19 protein-coding genes and 1 riboswitch are annotated in these 18,653 nt (G+C 73.4%); of the genes, 11 read left to right on the top strand and 8 right to left on the bottom strand.

The window, feature by feature from the left end; all coding sequences use genetic code 11:
- Window positions 1-409 precede the first annotated feature (409 nt).
- Together ACZ51I_RS20425 and ACZ51I_RS20420 are read left to right on the top strand one after the other, a co-directional pair.
- On the top strand, window positions 410-748 hold the full coding sequence (locus ACZ51I_RS20425; RefSeq protein ID WP_468877666.1) for a MerR family transcriptional regulator: 339 nt from the start codon (window positions 410-412) through the stop codon (window positions 746-748).
- 94 nt (window positions 749-842) lie between these two features.
- Complete coding sequence (locus ACZ51I_RS20420; RefSeq protein ID WP_468877663.1) at window positions 843-1,490, top strand: VOC family protein; 648 nt, start codon at window positions 843-845, stop codon at window positions 1,488-1,490.
- 159 nt (window positions 1,491-1,649) lie between these two features.
- On the opposite strand, the gene ACZ51I_RS20415 is transcribed toward ACZ51I_RS20420, so the two are convergent.
- The 3 genes from ACZ51I_RS20415 to ACZ51I_RS20405 all read right to left on the bottom strand — a co-directional run bounded on the left by ACZ51I_RS20415 (window position 1,650) and on the right by ACZ51I_RS20405 (window position 3,881).
- Entirely contained in the window at window positions 1,650-1,973 is a 324-nt protein-coding gene (locus tag ACZ51I_RS20415) for a hypothetical protein (RefSeq protein WP_468877660.1), read from the bottom strand.
- A gap of 32 nt (window positions 1,974-2,005) precedes the next feature.
- Window positions 2,006-2,416 (bottom strand): VOC family protein, encoded by a 411-nt coding sequence (locus tag ACZ51I_RS20410; protein ID WP_468877657.1) that lies wholly within the window; start codon window positions 2,414-2,416, stop codon window positions 2,006-2,008.
- Window positions 2,417-2,486: 70 nt separating this feature from the next.
- Window positions 2,487-3,881: a glutamate decarboxylase gene (locus ACZ51I_RS20405; RefSeq protein ID WP_468877655.1), complete on the bottom strand. Its 1,395-nt coding sequence runs from the start codon at window positions 3,879-3,881 to the stop codon at window positions 2,487-2,489.
- Window positions 3,882-4,066: 185 nt separating this feature from the next.
- On the opposite strand from ACZ51I_RS20405, the gene ACZ51I_RS20400 reads away from it, so the two are divergent.
- From ACZ51I_RS20400 to ACZ51I_RS20390, 3 genes are all read left to right on the top strand, one after another.
- Window positions 4,067-4,873, top strand: a complete 807-nt coding sequence (locus ACZ51I_RS20400) for a class I SAM-dependent methyltransferase (RefSeq protein ID WP_468877652.1) — start codon at window positions 4,067-4,069, stop codon at window positions 4,871-4,873.
- A gap of 231 nt (window positions 4,874-5,104) precedes the next feature.
- A complete protein-coding gene (locus tag ACZ51I_RS20395; RefSeq protein ID WP_030206327.1) occupies window positions 5,105-5,308 on the top strand; it encodes a cold-shock protein in 204 nt (67 codons plus the stop codon).
- 128 nt (window positions 5,309-5,436) lie between these two features.
- Window positions 5,437-5,706 carry an SCO5918 family protein gene (locus ACZ51I_RS20390; protein ID WP_468877649.1) on the top strand — a complete coding sequence of 90 codons (270 nt, stop codon included), beginning with the start codon at window positions 5,437-5,439 and terminating at the stop codon, window positions 5,704-5,706.
- 91 nt (window positions 5,707-5,797) lie between these two features.
- On the opposite strand, the gene ACZ51I_RS20385 is transcribed toward ACZ51I_RS20390, so the two are convergent.
- Entirely contained in the window at window positions 5,798-6,157 is a 360-nt protein-coding gene (locus tag ACZ51I_RS20385) for a hypothetical protein (RefSeq protein WP_468877647.1), read from the bottom strand.
- Between the two features lie 70 nt (window positions 6,158-6,227).
- Here ACZ51I_RS20385 and ACZ51I_RS20380 point away from each other — a divergent pair, with 70 nt between their 5' ends.
- Window positions 6,228-6,587, top strand: coding sequence for a helix-turn-helix domain-containing protein (locus ACZ51I_RS20380; protein ID WP_468877644.1), 360 nt, complete (start codon window positions 6,228-6,230; stop codon window positions 6,585-6,587).
- A 25-nt stretch (window positions 6,588-6,612) separates the two neighbouring features.
- Here ACZ51I_RS20380 and ACZ51I_RS20375 read toward each other — a convergent pair whose 3' ends face one another.
- On the bottom strand, window positions 6,613-7,227 hold the full coding sequence (locus tag ACZ51I_RS20375) for an MBL fold metallo-hydrolase (RefSeq protein WP_468877641.1): 615 nt from the start codon (window positions 7,225-7,227) through the stop codon (window positions 6,613-6,615).
- A 129-nt stretch (window positions 7,228-7,356) separates the two neighbouring features.
- On the opposite strand from ACZ51I_RS20375, the gene ACZ51I_RS20370 reads away from it, so the two are divergent.
- Window positions 7,357-8,265: a GlxA family transcriptional regulator gene (locus ACZ51I_RS20370; protein WP_468878206.1), complete on the top strand. Its 909-nt coding sequence runs from the start codon at window positions 7,357-7,359 to the stop codon at window positions 8,263-8,265.
- 31 nt (window positions 8,266-8,296) lie between these two features.
- On the opposite strand, the gene ACZ51I_RS20365 is transcribed toward ACZ51I_RS20370, so the two are convergent.
- Window positions 8,297-8,653, bottom strand: a complete 357-nt coding sequence (locus ACZ51I_RS20365) for a GntR family transcriptional regulator (RefSeq protein ID WP_468877638.1) — start codon at window positions 8,651-8,653, stop codon at window positions 8,297-8,299.
- A 2-nt stretch (window positions 8,654-8,655) separates the two neighbouring features.
- Entirely contained in the window at window positions 8,656-9,597 is a 942-nt protein-coding gene (locus tag ACZ51I_RS20360) for a hypothetical protein (RefSeq protein WP_468877635.1), read from the bottom strand.
- Window positions 9,598-9,762: 165 nt separating this feature from the next.
- Here ACZ51I_RS20360 and abc-f point away from each other — a divergent pair, with 165 nt between their 5' ends.
- Window positions 9,763-11,355 carry a ribosomal protection-like ABC-F family protein gene (gene abc-f, locus ACZ51I_RS20355; RefSeq protein WP_468877634.1) on the top strand — a complete coding sequence of 531 codons (1,593 nt, stop codon included), beginning with the start codon at window positions 9,763-9,765 and terminating at the stop codon, window positions 11,353-11,355.
- Here the strand turns inward: abc-f and cobN are convergent.
- A complete protein-coding gene (gene cobN / locus ACZ51I_RS20350; protein WP_468877631.1) occupies window positions 11,352-14,963 on the bottom strand; it encodes a cobaltochelatase subunit CobN in 3,612 nt (1,203 codons plus the stop codon). The two genes, abc-f and cobN, sit on opposite strands and share 4 nt — an antisense overlap.
- Window positions 14,964-15,003: 40 nt before the next feature.
- A riboswitch (cobalamin riboswitch) is annotated at window positions 15,004-15,140 on the bottom strand.
- A gap of 75 nt (window positions 15,141-15,215) precedes the next feature.
- On the opposite strand from cobN, the gene ACZ51I_RS20345 reads away from it, so the two are divergent.
- From ACZ51I_RS20345 to ACZ51I_RS20335, 3 genes are read left to right on the top strand one after another with little or no spacing between them, the layout of a single operon-like run.
- Window positions 15,216-16,445: a cobalamin biosynthesis protein CobG gene (locus ACZ51I_RS20345; protein ID WP_468878203.1), complete on the top strand. Its 1,230-nt coding sequence runs from the start codon at window positions 15,216-15,218 to the stop codon at window positions 16,443-16,445.
- A complete protein-coding gene (locus tag ACZ51I_RS20340; protein WP_468877630.1) occupies window positions 16,442-17,095 on the top strand; it encodes a precorrin-8X methylmutase in 654 nt (217 codons plus the stop codon). Before ACZ51I_RS20345 ends, ACZ51I_RS20340 begins: the two co-directional genes overlap by 4 nt.
- The gene (locus tag ACZ51I_RS20335) at window positions 17,092-18,576 is read left to right on the top strand and encodes a precorrin-2 C(20)-methyltransferase (RefSeq protein WP_468877627.1); all 1,485 of its coding nucleotides are present in this window, start codon (window positions 17,092-17,094) and stop codon (window positions 18,574-18,576) included. Before ACZ51I_RS20340 ends, ACZ51I_RS20335 begins: the two co-directional genes overlap by 4 nt.
- Window positions 18,577-18,653 lie beyond the last annotated feature (77 nt).

Below are 18,653 nucleotides of genomic sequence, written 5' to 3'. Positions count from 1 at the left end.
ATGACGGCGACGGGGCTGACGGCCGGACCGGGTGGCCCGCAGTGATCAGGGGCCGCCGCAGCGGGACCGCGGTCATGGCAGTTGCGGTGCCCGCGCGTGCAGTAACGCAGTACCCAGCAGTACGCAGTACCGAGTAAGTGAAGAATCACCGAGGGAAGAACGGAGGAACCCGCGCCATCAGGATCGCCCGGGCGTAGGCCTTGAGCCCGGGTACCGCAGGACATCGATAGTGAGGTGGTCTCCGGTCAAGCAATCGCGATCCCCGCACTCCCGACAGCAGTCAGGTCGGGCGGGCGGACACAGAAGGCCGGCGCAGTATCAGGGCCGGCAGGTGGTGTAGTAGTTCCTTCGGGGCCCTGGTGCCGTACGGCACCAGGGCCCCTCAACGCGTTCCCCGAGAGAGGTGCCAATGACAGCAGACGACTCGTACGGCCGTCTCGACGACGACGACTACCCCGCCTACACGATGGGCCGGGCCGCCGAGATGCTCGGCACCAGCCAGAGCTTCCTGCGCGCCATCGGCGAAGCACGCCTCATCACCCCGCTGCGCTCCGAGGGCGGCCACCGCCGCTACTCCCGCTACCAGCTGCGCATCGCCGCCCGCGCCCGTGAACTCGTCGACCAGGGCACCCCCATCGAGGCCGCCTGCCGCATCATCATTCTCGAGGACCAGCTGGAAGAGGCCCAGCGCATCAACGCCGAATACCGCCGGGCCGCCGAGGCCGCGAAGCCGGTCACCACGGACTGAGCCGGCCCACCGACGACCGGCGGCAGGAAAGAGGTCACCGGTCGGTCAGGAATCGAGAAGCACCGGCGGGGCCGCCGGAACTAGCGTCGTCCGCATGACCTCCCTCACGCTCCTCACCCTCGAAGTGGCGGACCTGACGGCCGCCGACACCTTCTACGCCGCCTCCGGCCTCGGCGCCCACGTGCGGCTGCGCGCCACCGCGGACGAGCCGTCGGACGGCTTCCGCGGCTTCGCCGTGTCCCTCACGGTGGAGCGGCCGGCCGACGTCCGCGCCCTCGTCGAGGCCGCGGCCGGCGCCGGGGCCACCGTCCTGAAGCCCGCCACGAAGTCCTTCTGGGGCTACGGCGGTGTCGTACGGGCCCCCGACGGGACGATCTGGAAGTTCGCGTCCTCCGAGAAGAAGGACACCGGCGCCGCCACCGGGCGGGTCGACCGGGTCGTCCTCCTCCTGGGCGCGACGGACGTGGCCGCCACCAGGGACTTCTACGTCGAGCGCGGCCTCGCCGTGGCCAAGAGCTTCGGCCGCAAGTACGTCGAGTTCGCCGGTTCCGACGGGGGCGTCACGCTCGCCCTGTACAACCGCCGGGCCCTCGCCAAGGACGTCGGCGTCCCCGCCGACGGCACCGGCCCGCACCGCATCGCGCTCGGCGGCGACGGCGGCTCCTTCACCGACCCCGACGGGTTCGCCTGGGAGCCCGCCGGCATGCCGACGGCGCCCGGGGCCCCCGTCGCAGCTCGCTGACCGTGGCCACGAAGGCGCGAAACGCTCCGCGTCCGCGCCGGCCTCGGCCGGGCCTTCCTCGCCGACCCCGACCCGGGTCGAGGGCCTGCTGTACGCGGGCGGGCGGAGGGGTACACCGACCGGCCCGTCCTGGCCGGCACCGGCGGACGCGGCTGACCGTCAGTCCGTCGGCTGCCCGCTGAGGACGTGAGGCGCTCGCTCCGGTGCCGGCCGCCGCTCCTCCGCTCGTACGCCGTGCAGCTGGAGCGTCCTCGCTCGCTCGGCCCGGCGGCTCAGCAGGTAGCCGTACGGCGAGTCCCCGTACGCCGTCCGGAACTGGCGGCTCAGTTGCCCGGCCGCCATGTTCGCGCCGCGGGCGAGCTCCAGGACGTCCAGCGGGCGCGCGTACTCGCGGTCGATCCGGTCGCGGACGCGGCGCATGCGGGCGAAGTCGTGCAGGCGTCGCGCCGTGACGCGCGCGCGTGCCCATGCGGGGCTGCACATGCGGGCTCTCCTCTGCTGTCTGCTCGGCTCGGCTAGCGGAGTTCCTGGATGCGGATCAGGTTGCCCGCCGGGTCGCGGAACGCGCAGTCGCGAATGCCGTACGGCTGCTCCGTCGGCTCCTGGACGACCTCGGCGTCGGCGGCCCGCACCTTCTCGAAGGTGGCGTCGAGGTTCCGGGTGGACAGGAGGATCCAGCCGTACGTGCCCTTGGCCATCATCTCCAGGATGGTGCGGCGCTCGTCCTCGGTGATCCCGGGGTCGACGGCCGGCGGCGCGAGGAGGATGGACGTCTCCGGCTGCCCCGCCGGGCCGACCGTGATCCACCGCATCCTGCCCTGGCCGACGTCGCTGCGGACCTCGAAGCCGAGGGCGTCCCGGTAGAAGGCCAGGGAGGCGTCCGGGTCTTCGTGCGGAAGGGCGGTGGTGTGAATCATGAGGTCCATGGACGTCACGTTAGGGCCTGGTCCCGGCGCCGCGCTTCTCGACATCTGACCGGTCCCGGACGCGGCCCGTTCAGTGGTGGAACCCCGTGCGGTCGGCGTCCGCGGGCGCGCCCTTCGTCAGCCGTTCCAGGGAGCGGCGGATGTCCTGGGCCAGGAGGTCGATCTCGTCGCGGCCGATGCCGTGGCGGATCAGGACGCGCTGGATGACGGTCTCCTGCCGGTCGGCGGGCAGCGGGTACGCGGGGACCTGCCAGCCGCGCATCCGGAGCTGGTCGGAGAGGTCGTACAGGCTGAAGCCCGCACCCTCCGGGTCCGTGAGGGTGTACGAGACGGCGGGCAGCGCGCCCTGACCGTCGTAGAGCAGGGTGAACGGGCCCATGTCCTCGATCCGTTCGGCGAGGTACTGGGCGGTCAGCGCGCAGGCCTCCTGGACGCGCCGGTAGCCGGCCCGCCCCAGGCGCAGGAAGTTGTAGTACTGGGCGACGATCTCGCCGCCGGGGCGGGAGAAGTTCAGGGCGAACGTCGGAATGTCGCCGCCGAGGTAGTTCACCCGGAAGACGAGTTCCTCCGGGAGGAGTTCGGCGGTGCGCCAGACCGCCCAGCCCACGCCGAGGGGCGCGAGCCCGTACTTGTGGCCGGAGGCGTTGATGGAGGAGACCCTCGGCAGCCGGAAGTCCCAGACGAGGTCCCGGTGGAGGAAGGGCGCGATGAAGCCGCCGCTGGCCGCGTCGATGTGGATCGGGATGTCGAGGCCCGACTCCTGCTGGATCCGGTCGAGTTCGGCGGCGATCTCGGCGACCGGCTCGTAGTCGCAGGTGAAGGTGACGCCGAGGATCGCGACGACGCCGATCGTGTTCTCGTCGACGTACTCCCTCAGCTGGTGCGGGCGCAGTCCGGTGGCGCCGGGCTCCAGTGGGACCTGGCGCAGCTCCACGTCGAAGTAGCGGGCGAACTTGTCCCAGCAGATCTGCACGGGGCCGCACACGAGGTTGGGCCGGTCGGCCGGCTTGCCCTCCTTGCGGCGCTTCTCCCGCCACCGCCACTTCAGCGCCAGACCGCCGAGCATGGCGGCCTCGCTGGAGCCGGTGGTGGAGCAGCCGATGGCGGTGCCCTCGCCGGTCGCGCTTCCGGGGGCGTTCCACAGATCGGCCAGGATGTTCACGCACCGGGACTCGATCTCGGCGGTCTGCGGATACTCGTCCTTGTCGACCATGTTCTTGTCGAGACACTCGTTCATCAGCCGGCGGACCTCGTCGTCCGTCCAGGTCGTACAGAACGTCGCCAGGTTCTGGGCGGAATTGCCGTCGAGCAGCAGCTCGTCGTGGAGCATCGCGTACACGACGGCGGGCAGGGACGGCTCCTCCGGAATCCGGTGCTTCGGCAGGACGCGCTCGCTGAGGGCGGAGGCGAACACGTCCGTCGCCGCGTCGGGGCTCTTCGGTGCCTTCATCTCGTGCAGCGCCACGGTTTCCCCTTCGATCGGCGGTCGGGTCGACACGTCCTCTCATCAACCCATGGGACCCGCCGGGGCGCCCGGCAGCGGCCGCGACCGTTGACCCACCCGGGTGAGGGGGCCGCCCAGGCCCTGTCCCGGCGCTTCCCGGGCCAGTACGTTCCGGACGAAGTGGATCATCACCGGAAGGCCCCGCCATGAACCCCGACACCGTCAGCCGCACCGCCCGGCAGGACACCGCCCGCACGACGGAGACCGCGGACACCGCGGATGGCTTCCCCGACGCCGCCGACGCCTTCGCCGACGCCTTCGACGCCTACGACGACCTCCCCGAGCGCCTCATCGGCTACCCGGCCGTCTTCCACGCCCTCGGCATCGGCTCCTGTGCCGTCCGTACGGTCCTGGACTACGGCTGCGGGCCTGGCAAGGTCGCGACCCGCGTCGTCGAGGCCTCCGACGCGCGCGTGGTGGCCGTCGACGTCTCGCCCCGCATGCTGGAGATCGCCCGTGAGCGGCGCCCGCACCCGCGCGTCGAGTACCGGCTGACCGACGACGGCCGGCTGGGATTCCTCGCCGACGGTTCCGTCGACGCCGCCATGGCCTGCTTCGTCTTCGTCACCACCGGGGAGATCGCCGTCCTGCACGAGATCGCGGCCGAGACGCACCGGGTCCTGCGCCCCGGCGGCCGTTTCGCCGTACTGGACACCAACCCCCGCACCACGGGCATCCGGTTCTCCACCTTCCGCAGCGGTGAGCCCGGCCGCGTCTACACCAAGGGCGAGCTGCGCCGGTCGCGCCTGGAGCAGCCCGGTGGAGGGGCACCGCTGGAGGTGACCGATCACCACTGGCCGTGCCAGACGTACCTCGACGTGCTCGGCAAGGCCGGTTTCACCGACCTGGACGTCCACGAGCCGGTCCTCACCCACCGGTCGGCGCTGCTCGGGGGCGACCCGGCGGAGGCGGGCCATCCGCCGTTTCTCGTCGTCTCGGGTGTAAAAAGCTGAGATCGCGAAGTGAGAATTCGATGTCAGGCGCCGTGAGAATTTCTCATCCAAACACGCCGGGAGAAATTCGACACCTCCACGACCCCCCGCCCCCGTGCTACTGTCGACATCAGTTGCAGTTGTGGTTCCCAAAGCTTGAGAAATGCCGGTCATTTCCGGTTGGGGCGATCATCGCGGCGAAACGGAGTCCGCACGGTGTGGACTCCGAGCACTGCCCCGAAGGAGAATGACATGGCATCCGGCACCGTGAAGTGGTTCAACGCGGAAAAGGGCTTCGGCTTCATCGAGCAGGACGGCGGCGGCCCCGACGTCTTCGCCCACTACTCGAACATCGCCTCGCAGGGCTTCCGTGAGCTTCAGGAAGGCCAGAAGGTGAACTTCGACATCGCGCAGGGCCAGAAGGGCCCGACGGCCGAGAACATCGTCTCCGCCTGACGCCCACGCGCCTGACGAGCCGGGACCCGCACCATGGTGTGTGGGGCCCGGCTCGTCGCATGTCCCGCCCTTGTCGCCCGTACCCGGCGGGTCGCCCCCGGTACGCCCGTTATCCCCTGAGAGGCATCATGCGCTGTGTCATCGCCCGTTTTCCCTTCGACCTGACGAAAAGCGGCGTGCTGGAATCCATGAAGGGCGTGAAGCCCGAGCCGGGCGCCGGTGATTTCGTCACCATCGGCCGCCGCCAGTATCCCGTGAAGCAGGTCGGCGAGGTCGTCACCCGCCAGGACCGGCGTGATTTCAGCGCGGGCGAGGTCGTCCGCGCGATGACCCGCCTCGGTTTCACCTGTAGCACCGGCTCCACTCTTCCCGTGGAAGCACCGGCCGAGGCGCTCTGACCACGGCCACAGGGCACGGGCCGTGAGGCCACGGCCGCCTACGAGGAGGGCCCGACCGGTGTAGACCGGTCGGGCCCTCCTCGTTCGTCGCTCAGTGGTCCGAGTAGCTGAAGTCACCCACCGTCCAGGCGCTGACGTCCGCGATCGCGACGCGGAACATCCCGCCGGTCTCCGGCATGCCCACCGTGCCCTGGAGGATCCGGGCGAGGTGGAAGTGCAGGTGGGTGGGTGGGTCGCCCTTCCGGACGACGGGGCTGAAGACCCCGGAGAACTCGCCCAGCCGGGGCGAATCCGTCAGGACCTCCGACACGCGCTGTCTCCACAGGGCCTCGGGGGCCAGTCGCCCGGTGAGAACCACACCCCCCGCGACCACGGTCAAGGACATCTGATTGCTCTGCCCGGACTCCACCGTGGCGGCAATGTCAACGAGCAGCTCGTCAGGCTTCGACATGAGAGCCGATTCTAGGGGCCGCGCCCTCCGGTGGTTGAATTTCCCCCCAGGGCCCCAAGAAGAGGTGCAGATGACAGCGGACAAACCGCTCGGCGACCGACTCGACGACGACGACTACCCGGCGTACACGATGGGCCGGGCCGCCGAGATGCTCGGCACCACCCCCGGCTTCCTCCGTGCCATCGGCGAAGCGCGCCTCATCACTCCGCTGCGGTCCGAGGGCGGCCACCGGCGCTACTCGCGCTACCAGCTGCGGGTCGCGGCCCGCGCGCGGGAACTCGTCGACCAGGGCACCCCGGTCGAGGCCGCCTGCCGCATCGTGATCCTCGAGGACCAGCTGGAGGAGGCCCAGCGCATCAACGCCGAGTACCGCCGCGCCGCCGACCGGGCCAAGGCGGGGGGCCGGGCCCCGGACCAGGAGCCGGCCTGACCCCGGAGCGGGAGCCGCGGGCCGGTCAGATCGGTGCCGAGTCGTCCGCCGGGAAGGCGGGGCCGTGGCCCGGGACGATGACGTCGGCGGCGGCGAGGACGCGGAGGCGCGAGGAGCGCAGCAGCGTGTGGTCGGGGGCCACCGGGTCCTCCACGGGGCCGTTCGGCCGCCACCACAGGTCGCCGACGAAGGCGACGACTCCCTCGCCGGTCCCCGCGAGGAGGGTGATGTCCTCCGGGCTGTGGCCGGGGGTACGGATCAGCCGCAGGGACGGCGCGATCTCATGGCCTTCGGCGTCGCGGTCGGTCCACTGGTCGTTCGTGTAGATCGCCTTGTGGTCGTGGACGCGGGCCCGGCCGAAGAGCCCGACGTTCATGGTGTTGTCGGGGTGGTGGTGGCTGAGCACCACATCGGTGATGTCGTCGGGGCCGAGCCCCAGCGCGGCGAGCGGGCCCAGGATCCGGTCGCGGCTCGCCACCATGCCGGGGTCGACGATCACGTGCCGGTCGCCGTCGTGGACGTACGAGACGGTGGCGGCGACCCCGGGGCCGGTGGAGAGCGTGTAGCCGGTGGTCAGGATCGTGTAGCCGGCGGTGCGGGCGAGAGGGGCGTCGGTGTCGCTGTTCTTCGTCGTCGTCATGCCCCAAGTCTTCTGCGGGACGGGACCGTTCACGAGTGGCCGTACTGCCACTGATCGCGGGAATCGTGCCACACTCCTCCCGTGCCGCCCTTCCCGACCGTCGCCGCCTACGCCCCGCACGGCGTCGGCATGCTCGGTGCCGGGATCGTCTCCGAGGTGTTCGACGCGCGGGGGCAGGGCCTGCCTACCTTCGACTTCGCGCTCTGCACCGACCGGCCGGGCCGGATCCGTACGGATGTCGGGCTGCCGCTGGTGGTCGACCACGGCCTGGACCGGCTGGCCGCCGCCGATCTGGTGATCGCCCTGCCGTGGGCCGGGTTCCGTACGCCCCCGGCGCCCGACGTGCTCGACGCGCTGGCCGCCGCCCACGCGCGCGGGGCGCTGGTCGCGGCCCACTGCGTCGGGGCGTTCGCGCTCGCCGCGGCCGGGCTGCTCGACGGGCGGCGGGCCACCACCCACTGGCGGTTCGCCGGGCTCCTGGCCGAACGGCACCCGGAGGTCACCGTCGAGCCCGACGCCCTCTACGTCGACCAGGGCACGGTCGTCACCGGCGCGGGCGCCGCCGCCGGCTTCGACCTGTGCCTGCACCTGCTGCGGCGGGAGTACGGCGCGGCCACGGCCAACGCCATCGCGCGGGACCTGGTGCTGCCGTCCCACCGCGACGGCGGCCAGGCCCAGTACCTCGCCACCCCCGTCCCCGAGGACAGCCGGGACGAGGCGCTCACCGACGTCCTGACCTGGGCCCGGGGGAACCTCCACGAGCCGCTGCCCGTCGCCGAGCTGGCCCGCAGGGCCCTGATGAGCCGGCGCTCCTTCGCCCGCCGTTTCGCGGCCTCGACCGGCACCACCCCGCACGCCTGGCTGCTCGGCCTGCGCCTCAGCCGCGCCGAGGAGCTGCTGGAGACGACGGAGCTCCCGGTCGAGGAGATCGCCCGCGCGGTCGGCTTCGGCAGCGCGGCGGTGCTCCGCGCCCAGTTCGTCCGCCGCCGGGGCGTGCCCCCGCGCGCGTACCGCCGCTCCTTCAGCCGTACGCCGTGACGGCCTGACGCCGGGCCCCGTACCTGGCGGCCTACCCCAGGCTCGTGCGCGCCAGGTCCAGGAACTCCGTTTCCGTCAGGCCCAGTCCGCGGGCCTCCGCCGCCGCCTCGCGGAGGCGGGAGATCAGGCGGGCGCGGTCGGGGGCGGTGGCGCCGGGGACGATCAGGGCGCCCCTGCCCCGCCGGAGCTCGATCAGGCCTTCCTCGCGGAGCCGCTGGTAGCCGCGGAGGACGGTGTGGACGTTGACGCCGAGGGAGTCGGCGAGTTCGCGGGCGGCGGGGAGGCGTTCGCCGGGGGCGGCCGAGCCGTCGGCGAGGGCCCCCCGCACGCAGGCGGCGATCTGGTCGCCGAGGGGGACGGCGGAGGCCGGGTCGACACGGAAGAGCACGGTCAGACCTTCCCATGCCGCTCGGCGAGGGTGTTGAGGAGGGCGGCGGCGGTCCGCGCGTCGGGCACGGTGACGGCGAACTCACGGCCGCCGGGGCGCTGGACGACGAGGGCCTCGCCGGAGCGCAGCACCACGCCCGTCCGGTGCGCCCGGACCCGGTAGCCCCAGCCGCCGAAGTCGGCGACGGCCTCGACGTCCCGGACGCCCGCGCCCGCGACCTCGTCGAGCGGGACCCGGATCCGGGGCCGGGAGGTCAGCGAGGGGCGGACGGTGAGGCCGCGCCGGTCGACCGTGACCCTGATCCGGGCGAGGGCGAGGCCGGGCAGGCCGATGACGAGTCCGAGGAGGCCGAGGAGGGCCCCCGGCCAGGGCGCGAGGAGCAGGACGACGGGGGCGGCGGCGAGGGCGAGCACCGCGAGGGCGGCGAGCGGCCGGGAGCCGGTGGCGCGCGTCCAGCCGGCCACCTCGCCCGCGCCGAGCGGGAGCCGTGGCCCGTCCACGGCGGGCGTCCCGGCGTCCGTGGGCGGGACGAACCGGGTCAGGGACCAGCCCGTGACGGCGAAGAGACCCGCGACGGCCGCCGCGACGGTGAGGTTGGCGAGGGGCGAGACCACCTGGGCCGCGTGGGCGGCGTCCAGGTTGTCCCGTACGAGAAGGACGAGAAGCGAGCCGGTGAGGCCGGCGGTCGCCCAGGCGCCCCAGAGGACGGTGCGGCGGACGAGGAGCGTCCAGCCTGCGCCGAGGCCGAGGAGCAGGGCCGTACTGATGACGGTGTACGCGGTGCGTCCGGTGAAGCCGTCGGCCCGGCTCCCGCTCCCGAAGTGGGTGGCGAGGGGGTCGGGCAGCCGGTCGTGGCCGAGGGCGAGGACCAGCAGATGGGCGGCGAGCACGAGGACGAAGGGCAGCGCGGCGAGCGCGCGGAGACGAGGCGTGGCACGGTTCATGGAAAACCTCCCTTGTTCGCACTCTACTAGAACAATCCAGGTTTCCGCAGTACGCGGTCTGCGCGACGAGACGTATCGTCTTGCCAAATACCCCTACCCGCCGTACGGTCATCCTCACGAGACGAACCGTCTCGCGACCGTGTTCCCGATGGTTGGAGGTCGCCCTTGTTCCGTGCCCAACTCGTCGACGTCACCAAGCGCTACGACGACCGCCACGTCCAGAACCGGACCGTGCTCGACCGGGTGTCCCTCTCCGTGCGCCCCGGCGAACGCCTCGGCGTCGTCGGGGACAACGGCTCCGGGAAGTCCACCCTCCTCCGGCTCCTCGCCGGCCTGGAGACGCCCGACAACGGCACCGTGACCGTCGACGCGCCCGGCGGTACCGGCCACCTCGCCCAGACCCTCGACCTCCCCCCGGACGCGACCGTCGGCGACGCCGTCGACCAGGCACTCGCGGACGTACGGGACCTGGAGCGGGCGATCCGCACGGCCGAGGCCGAACTCGCCGCCACCGGCGACCTCACCGGGTACGCCGAGCTGCTCACCGCCTACGAGGCCCGGGGCGGCGCCGGCGCCGACCGGCGCTTCGAGACCATCCTGCGGCGGCTCGGCGAGCCAGGACCGCTCGACCGCGACCGGCCCCTCGGGACGCTCTCCGGCGGCCGGCGGTCCCGGCTCGCCCTCGCCGCCGTCCTCGCCGCCGAGCCCGAACTGCTGCTGCTCGACGAACCGACCAACGACCTCGACGACGAGGCCGTCGCCTGGCTGGAGGAGCGGCTGCGCGCCCACCGGGGCACCGTCGTCGCCGTCTCCCACGACCGCGTCTTCCTCGACCGGGTCGCCACCGCCGTCCTGGAGGTCGACGAGGACCGCCACACCCTGCGGCGGTACGGCGACGGCTACGCCGGCCACCTCGCCGGCCGCGCCGCCGAACGGGCCCGCAGACAGCGGGAGTACGAGGAGTGGAAAGCCGAACTCGCCCGCCACCGGGCCCTCGCCGACACGAACATCGACCGTTTCTCCGCGATCCCCCGCAAGGCCCCGGCCGCGTTCAGCGGGGCGGGCGCCTTCCGGGCCCGGTCACGGGCGCACGGCGCCATGAGCCGCATCCGCGCCGCCCGCGAGACGCTCGCCCGGCTCACCACCCACCCCGTCCCCGCGCCGCCGGAACCGCTCAGGTTCCGCGCGGACATCAGCGGAGAGGGCGCTCCGGTCGACCTCACCGGGGTGCGCGTCGACGGACGGCTCCACCTGGACGCCCTGCACCTCGACCCGGGCGAGCGCCTGCTGCTCACCGGACCCAACGGCGCGGGGAAAACCACCCTCCTCCGGGTCCTGGCGGGCGAACTCGCCCCGGACGCGGGCACGGTGACCGTGCCCGCCCGGGTCGGGCTGCTCCGCCAGGACACGGCCCCACCCCTCGACCCCCGTACGGTGGGCGAGGCCTTCGGAGAGGGCCGCGAGGACGAACTGCTCGCCCTCGGGCTCTTCGCGGCCCGGGATCTGACGACCCCGGTCCGGCTGCTTTCGACCGGCCAGCGCCGCAGACTGGAACTGGCCCGGTTGGTGACCTCCCCCGCCGATCTGCTCCTCCTCGACGAGCCGACCAACCACCTGGCCCCCGGCCTGGTGGAGGAGATCGAGGCCGCGCTCGCGGAGTACCGGGGCACGCTGATCGTCGTCAGCCACGACCGGCGGCTGCGGGAGGGCTTCCGGGGCCGTGTCCTCGAACTGGCCCCGGCCCGCGTGGGGGCTTAGGGCGTGTCCGCCGCGCCCTCGATGTCGCCCTCCGTCTCCAGGAACACCTGGCGCAGGGCGGCCAGCGTCTCCGGGTCCGGCTTCTCCCACATGCCGCGCGACTCGGCCTCCAGGAGCCGCTCCGCGATGCCGTGCAGGGCCCACGGATTGGCCTCCTTCAGGAAGGCCTGGTTCGTCTCGTCGAGGACGTACTCCTGCGTCAGCTTGTCGTACATCCAGTCGGCGACGACACCCGTCGTCGCGTCGTACCCGAAGAGGTAGTCGACGGTCGCCGCCAGCTCGAACGCCCCCTTGTAGCCGTGGCGGCGCATCGCCTCGATCCAGCGCGGGTTGACCACGCGGGCGCGGAAGACCCGGGAGGTCTCCTCGACGAGCGTGCGGGTGCGGACGGTCTCCGGGCGGGTCGAGTCGCCGATGTACGCCTCGGGGGCCGTGCCCGTGAGCGCGCGGACGGTCGCGACCATGCCGCCGTGGTACTGGAAGTAGTCGTCGGAGTCGGCGATGTCGTGCTCGCGGGTGTCCGTGTTCTTCGCGGCGACCGCGATCCGCTTGTACGCGGTCTCCATCTCGGCGCGCGCCGGGCGGCCTTCGAGCCCGCGCCCGTACGCGTAGCCGCCCCACACCGTGTACACCTCGGCGAGATCGGCGTCCGTGCGCCAGTCGCGCGAGTCGATCAGCTGGAGGATGCCCGCGCCGTACGTGCCGGGCCGGGAGCCGAAGATGCGGGTCGTGGCGCGCCGCTCGTCGCCGTGCTCGGCCAGGTCGGCCTGCGCGTGCGCCCGTACGTAGTTGTCCTCGGCGGACTCGCCCTCCAGGCCCGCCACGAGCCGTACGGCGTCGTCGAGGAGGCCGATGACGTGCGGGAACGCGTCCCGGAAGAAGCCCGAGATGCGCAGCGTGACGTCGACGCGCGGGCGGCCGAGCTCGGCGAGCGGGATCGGCTCCAGGCCGTTCACGCGGCGCGAGGCCTCGTCCCACAGCGGGCGGACGCCGAGCAGGGCGAGCGCCTCGGCGACGTCGTCGCCGGCGGTGCGCATCGCGCTCGTGCCCCACAGGGACAGGCCCACGGACGTCGGCCACTCGCCGTTGTCGGTGCGGTAGCGCTCCAGGAGCGAGTCGGCGAGCGCCTGGCCGGTCTCCCAGGCGAGCCGGGACGGCACGGCCTTCGGGTCGACCGAGTAGAAGTTGCGGCCGGTCGGCAGCACGTTGACCAGGCCCCGGAGCGGGGAGCCGGACGGGCCGGCCGGGACGAAGCCGCCGTTCAGGGCGTGCACGGCGTGCGCCAGTTCGTCGGTGGTGGCGGCCAGGCGCGGCACGACCTGCTCGCAGGCGAAGCGCAGCACGGCGTGGACCTCGGAGCCGTACGCGGCGGCCACGGCCGGGACCGCCTCCACGGACCAGTCCGCCGCCTCCATGCCCTCGACCAGCTCGCGGGCCTTCGCCTCCGCCTCGTCGGCGGTCGTGCGGGTCGCGGCCGACTCGTCGAGGCCGAGGGCCTCGCGCAGACCCGGCAGCGCCTGCGTACCGCCCCAGATCTGACGGGCGCGCAGGATGGAGAGAACCAGGTTGACCCGGGCCTCGCCCTCCGGGGCGCCGCCGAGGACGTGCAGGCCGTCGCGGATCTGGGCGTCCTTGACCTCGCACAGCCAGCCGTCGACGTGCAGCAGGAAGTCGTCGAAGCCGTCGTCCTCCGGCCGCTCCTCCAGACCCAGGTCGTGGTCGAGCTTGGCGGCCTGGATCAGGGTCCAGATCTGGGCGCGGATCGCGGGCAGCTTCGCCGGGTCCATGGAGGAGATCTGCGCGTACTCGTCGAGCAGCTGCTCCAGGCGCGCGATGTCGCCGTACGAGTCGGCGCGGGCCATCGGCGGCACCAGGTGGTCGACGAGGGTGGCGTGGACGCGCCGCTTCGCCTGGGTGCCCTCGCCAGGGTCGTTGACGAGGAACGGGTAGATCAGCGGGATGTCGCCGAGGGCCGCGTCCGGGCCGCAGGCGGCGGACAGGCCGGCGTTCTTGCCGGGCAGCCACTCCAGGTTGCCGTGCTTGCCCAGGTGGACCATGGCGTCGGCGCCGAAGCCGCCGTCCTCGGCGCTCGCGGCGATCCAGCGGTAGGCGGCCAGGTAATGGTGGGAGGGCGGGAGATCGGGGTCGTGGTAGATCGCGATCGGGTTCTCGCCGAAGCCGCGCGGCGGCTGGATGAGGATCAGCAGGTTCCCGCGCCGCAGGGCGGCGAGGACGATGTCGCCCTCCGGGTTGCGGGAGCGGTCCAGGAACATCTCGCCGGGCGCCGGGCCCCAGTGCTCCTCGACGTGCGTCCGCAGCTCCTCGGGGAGGGTCGCGTACCAGCGCTTGTAGTCGGCGGCCGGGATGCGGACCGGGTTCTTCGCGAGCTGCTCCTCGGTCAGCCAGTCCTGGTCGTGGCCGCCGGCCTCGATGAGGGCGTAGATCAGCTCGTCGCCGTCGCCGGAGACGAGGCCGGGGAGGTCCTCGACGGGGCCGAAGTCGTAGCCCTCGGCGATGAGACGGCGGAGCAGGGAGACGGCGGAGGCGGGGGTGTCGAGGCCGACCGCGTTGCCGATGCGGGAGTGCTTCGTCGGGTACGCGGAGAGGACGAGCGCCAGCTTCTTCTCGGCGTTCGGGATGTGGCGGAGCCGGGCGTGCCGGACGGCGATCCCGGCGACGCGGGCCGCGCGCTCGGCGTCCGCGACGTACGCGGGCAGACCGTCGGCGTCGATCTCCTTGAAGGAGAACGGGACGGTGATGAGCCGGCCGTCGAACTCCGGGACGGCGACCTGGCTGGCGGCGTCCAGCGGGGAGAGACCCTCGTCGTTCTCCTCCCACGCCGATCGCGAGCCCGTCAGGCACAGCGCCTGGAGGATCGGCACGTCGAGCGCGGCGAGCGCGCCCGCGTCCCAGGCCTCCTCGTCGCCGCCGGCCTGCGCCTCGGCCGGCTTGGTGCCGCCGGCCGCGAGGACGGTGGTGACGATCGCGTCGGCCCCCTCCAGTACGGAGATCAGCTCAGCCTCGGGGGCGCGCAGGGACGCCACGTACAGCGGGAGGGCCCGCGCGCCGGCGTCCTCGATCGCCCCGCAGAGGGCGTCGACGAAGGCGGTGTTCCCGCTCATGTGGTGGGCGCGGTAGTAGAGCACGGCGACGGTCGGGCCGGTCTCGTTCCGTACGGTCCGCTCCAGCGGGCCCCAGGTGGGCGCGGCGGCCGGGGCCTCGAAGCCGTGGCCGGTGAGCAGGACGGTGTCGGAGAGGAAGCGGGCCAGCTGCTCCAGGTTGGCCGGGCCGCCGTGCGCCAGGTAGGCGTGCGCCTCGGTGGCGACGCCGATGGGGACGGTGGAGGTCTCCATCAGCTGGGCGTCGGGGGCCTGTTCGCCGCTGAGCACGACGACCGGCTTTCCGGCGGCGAGGACCGTGTCCAGGCCCTCCTGCCAGGAGCGGACCCCGCCGAGGAGGCGGACGACGACCAGGTCGGCGCCGTCGAGCAGGGCGGGGAGGTCGGCGAGCGGGAGCCGGGAGGGGTTGGCGAAGCGGTACTCCACCGGACCCCCGGCCGCGCGGGCGCTGAGCAGGTCGGTGTCGGAGTGCGACAGCAGCAGGAGCATGGTGGGCTCAGGCCCTTCCTCGGGGTTGTCCGCGCCCCGGGTGGTCGTATGGACGGCAGGAGTTCCTGACTCACCCGCGCCGTCGCCGGCTCGGGCTCACAGTGGCGGGACCGCGCCGGATTCTCACCGGGCTTCCTCCCCGGGGTCCTGGGACCCCATGCCGCTCTGCATCCTAGATCGTGCCGTCCCCGGGCGGAGGGGCCCGGAGGGTCGACCGGATCACACTCGGTGGCCGCCCGGTTCCCCGTCGGTATGCTCGCCGCCATGCCGCCCACCCCACCCCCGACGCCCGAACCGGGCGAAGCTCGTATACGGGACCGTGGCGACGCCTGCCCCGGGGCGCTGCGCCTGCACCCCGCCGACGACGGCCGCCTGGCCCGACTGCGCCTGCCCGCAGGGCGACTGACGACGCATCAGGCCGAGGTTCTGGCCCGCGCCTCCGAGTCGCTCGGCGACGGACGGATCAGCATCACCTCGCGGGGGAACGCGGAGCTGCGCGGCCTCGGCGAGAGCTGCGGTGCGGAGCTCGCGGCGCTCCTGGCCGGCGCGGGGCTGCTGCCCTCCCCCACCCACGAGCGCGTCCGCAACATCGTGGCCTCGCCCGGCGCGGGACTCGACGGACTCGGTTACGCGGACGTGCAGTTGTGGGCGCGCGCCCTGGACACCGCCCTGTGCGCGGAACCCCGGGCCGCGTCCCTTTCGGGCCGGTTCCTGTTCGTCCTGGACGACGGACGCGGGGACGTCGCCGGGCTCGGCGGAGATGTGAGCTTGGTCGCAGGACGGGACGGCTCCGTCCTGCTGGGGCTCGGCGCCCGGTCCTTCCGCCTCGCCGCCGCCGATGCCGTGCCCGCCGCCCTCGCCGTGGCCCTCGCGTTCCTCGACGCGGCCGGGGCCGCCGGGAACGGGGCCTGGCGGCCGCACGAGCTGCCCGACGAGCACGTACCGGACTGGGCCGCGACCCTCGCGCGGGCCGGGATCACGGCGGAGCCCGTACCCGCACCGCCGCTGCCCGCGTCCCCGCCGCCCGCGCCCGGCCCGCTCGGCGACGGCGCCCTGCACGTCCTCGCCCCGCTCGGCCGGCTCACCGCCGCGCAGCTGCGGGCCCTGGCCGACGGGGCCGGCGAGCTGCGGCTCACGCCCTGGCGCGGGGTGGTCGTCGTCGGGGCCCGCGCCGACCGGCTGCCCGACCTGGAGACGTACGGCCTGGTCACCCGGCCCGACGTGCCCTCGGTCGGGGTCAGCGCCTGCACCGGGCGGCCCGGCTGCGCCAAGTCCCTCGCCGACGTACGGACGGACGCCGGCCTCGTCCGCCGGGGGGGCCTGCCCGTCCACTACTCCGGGTGCGAGCGCCGCTGCGGGCACCCGCACGGCACCTGGGTCGACGTCCTCGCCACCGGCGACGACACCTACCTGGTGGACGGCGTCCCCACCCCCCGTACCTCCCTGCCCGAAGCAGTGACCACGGCCCGCACGACGAGATGAGCGAGAGCACCAGGATGTTCGACTACGAGAAGGACGGGACGGAGATCTACCGCCGGTCCTTTGCCACGATCCGCGCCGAGGCGGACCTGGCGGCCCTGCCCGCCGACGTCGCCCAGGTGGCGGTCCGGATGATCCACGCCTGCGGCATGACCGACCTCGTGCAGGACATCGCGTACTCGCCCCGGGTCGTCGCGGCCGCCCGCGCGGCCCTGGAGGCCGGTGCGCCCGTCCTCTGCGACGCGCAGATGGTCGCCAGCGGTGTCACCCGCAAGCGGCTGCCCGCCGACAACGAGGTGCTCTGCGCGCTCTCCGACCCGGCCGTGCCGGGCCTCGCCGCCGAACTCGGCACCACCCGCTCCGCCGCCGCCCTCGAACTGTGGCGGGACCGCCTCGAAGGCTCCGTCGTCGCCATCGGCAACGCGCCGACCGCCCTCTTCCACCTCCTGGAGATGGTCGCGAAGGGCGCCGGGAAGCCCGCCGCCGTCCTCGGCATACCGGTGGGCTTCATCGGCGCCGCCGAGTCCAAGGACGCGCTGGCCGAGAACGCCCTCGGCCTCGAGTACCTGGTCGTACGGGGCCGGCGCGGCGGCAGCGCGATGACGGCCGCCGCGATCAACGCCCTCGCCCACGAAGCGGAGATCCAGAAGTGACCGGAAAGCTGTACGGGGTCGGGCTCGGGCCCGGCGATCCGAACCTGATGACCGTCGCCGCCGTGAAGGCGATCGCCGAGGCCGACGTCATCGCCTACCACTCCGCCCGGCACGGCCGCTCGATAGCCCGCTCCATCGCCGCCGAGCACATCCGCGAGGACCACGTCGAGGAGCGGCTGATGTACCCGCTCACGGTGGAGACCACGGACCACCCCGGCGGCTACCGGGGCGCCCTGGACGACTTCTACGAGGAGGCCTCGGCCCGCCTCGCCGCCCACCTCGACGCCGGCCGCACGGTCGCCGTCCTCGCCGAGGGCGACCCGCTCTTCTACGGCTCGTACCAGCACATGCACAAGCGGCTCGCCGACCGCTACGACACGACCGTCATCCCCGGCGTCACCTCGGTGAGCGCCGCCGCCGCCCGGCTCGGCGAGCCGCTGTGCGAGGCGGAGGAGGTCCTCACGATCATCCCCGGCACCCTGCCGGAGGACGAGCTGACGGCCCGACTGGCGGGCACCGACTCGGCCGTCGTGATGAAGCTGGGCCGCACCTTCCCCGCCGTGCGGCGGGCCCTGGAGCGGGCCGGGCGGCTGGACGACGCGCGGTACGTGGAGCGCGCGTTCATGGCGGGCGAGCGGACGGGCGTCCTGTCCGAGGTGGACCCGGAGTCGGTCCCGTACTTCTCGGTCGCCGTGCTCCCCTCCCGTATCGACCAGGAGCCTCCCGTACGGGAGACGGGCGAGGTCACCGTCGTCGGCACCGGGCCCGCCGGGGCACCCTGGCTCACCCCCGAGTCGCGCGGCGCGCTCGTCAACGCCGACGTCCTCGTCGGCTACACCACCTACCTCGACCGGGTGCCGGTGCTGCGCCCCGGGCAGATCCGGCACGGCTCGGACAACAAGGTCGAGTCCGAGCGCGCCGAGTTCGCCCTCGACCTGGCCCGGCGCGGCCGGAAGGTCGCGGTCGTCTCCGGCGGCGACCCGGGCGTCTTCGCCATGGCGACGGCGGTCCTGGAGGTGGCCTCGGAACCGGAGTACGCGGACGTGCCCGTACGGGTCCTCCCCGGGGTGACCGCGGCCAACGCGGCCGCCGCGGCGGCGGGCGCCCCGCTCGGCCACGACTACGCGACCATCTCCCTCTCCGACCGCCTCAAGCCCTGGGACGTCATCGAGACCCGCCTGCGCGCGGCCGCCGCCGCCGACCTGGTCCTCGCCCTCTACAACCCGGGCTCCCGGTCCCGCACCCACCAGGTGGCCGCCGCCCGCGACCTCCTCCTCGAACTCCGCTCCCCCGAGACCCCGGTGGTCGTCGCCCGCGACGTCGGCGGCCCGGAGCAGTCGGTCCGCGTCCTCACCCTGAAGACCCTGGACCCGGCGGAGGTCGACATGCGCACCCTCCTCCTGATCGGCTCCTCACAGACCCGTGCGGTCGAACGGGGCGACGGGCGCACGATCACGTGGACGCCGCGCAGGTACAACTGAGACGAGGGGGTGGGGGCGAGGGCACAACCCACGTGCTCTACTCCGTGATCGCCATCGACAGCTCGCACCACCAGATC

The sequence above is a fragment of the Streptomyces sp. NPDC034084 genome, from assembly GCF_055575535.1.
The sequence above is the reverse complement of the archived record's forward strand: the minus strand, read 5'-3'. Positions and strand labels throughout refer to the sequence as shown.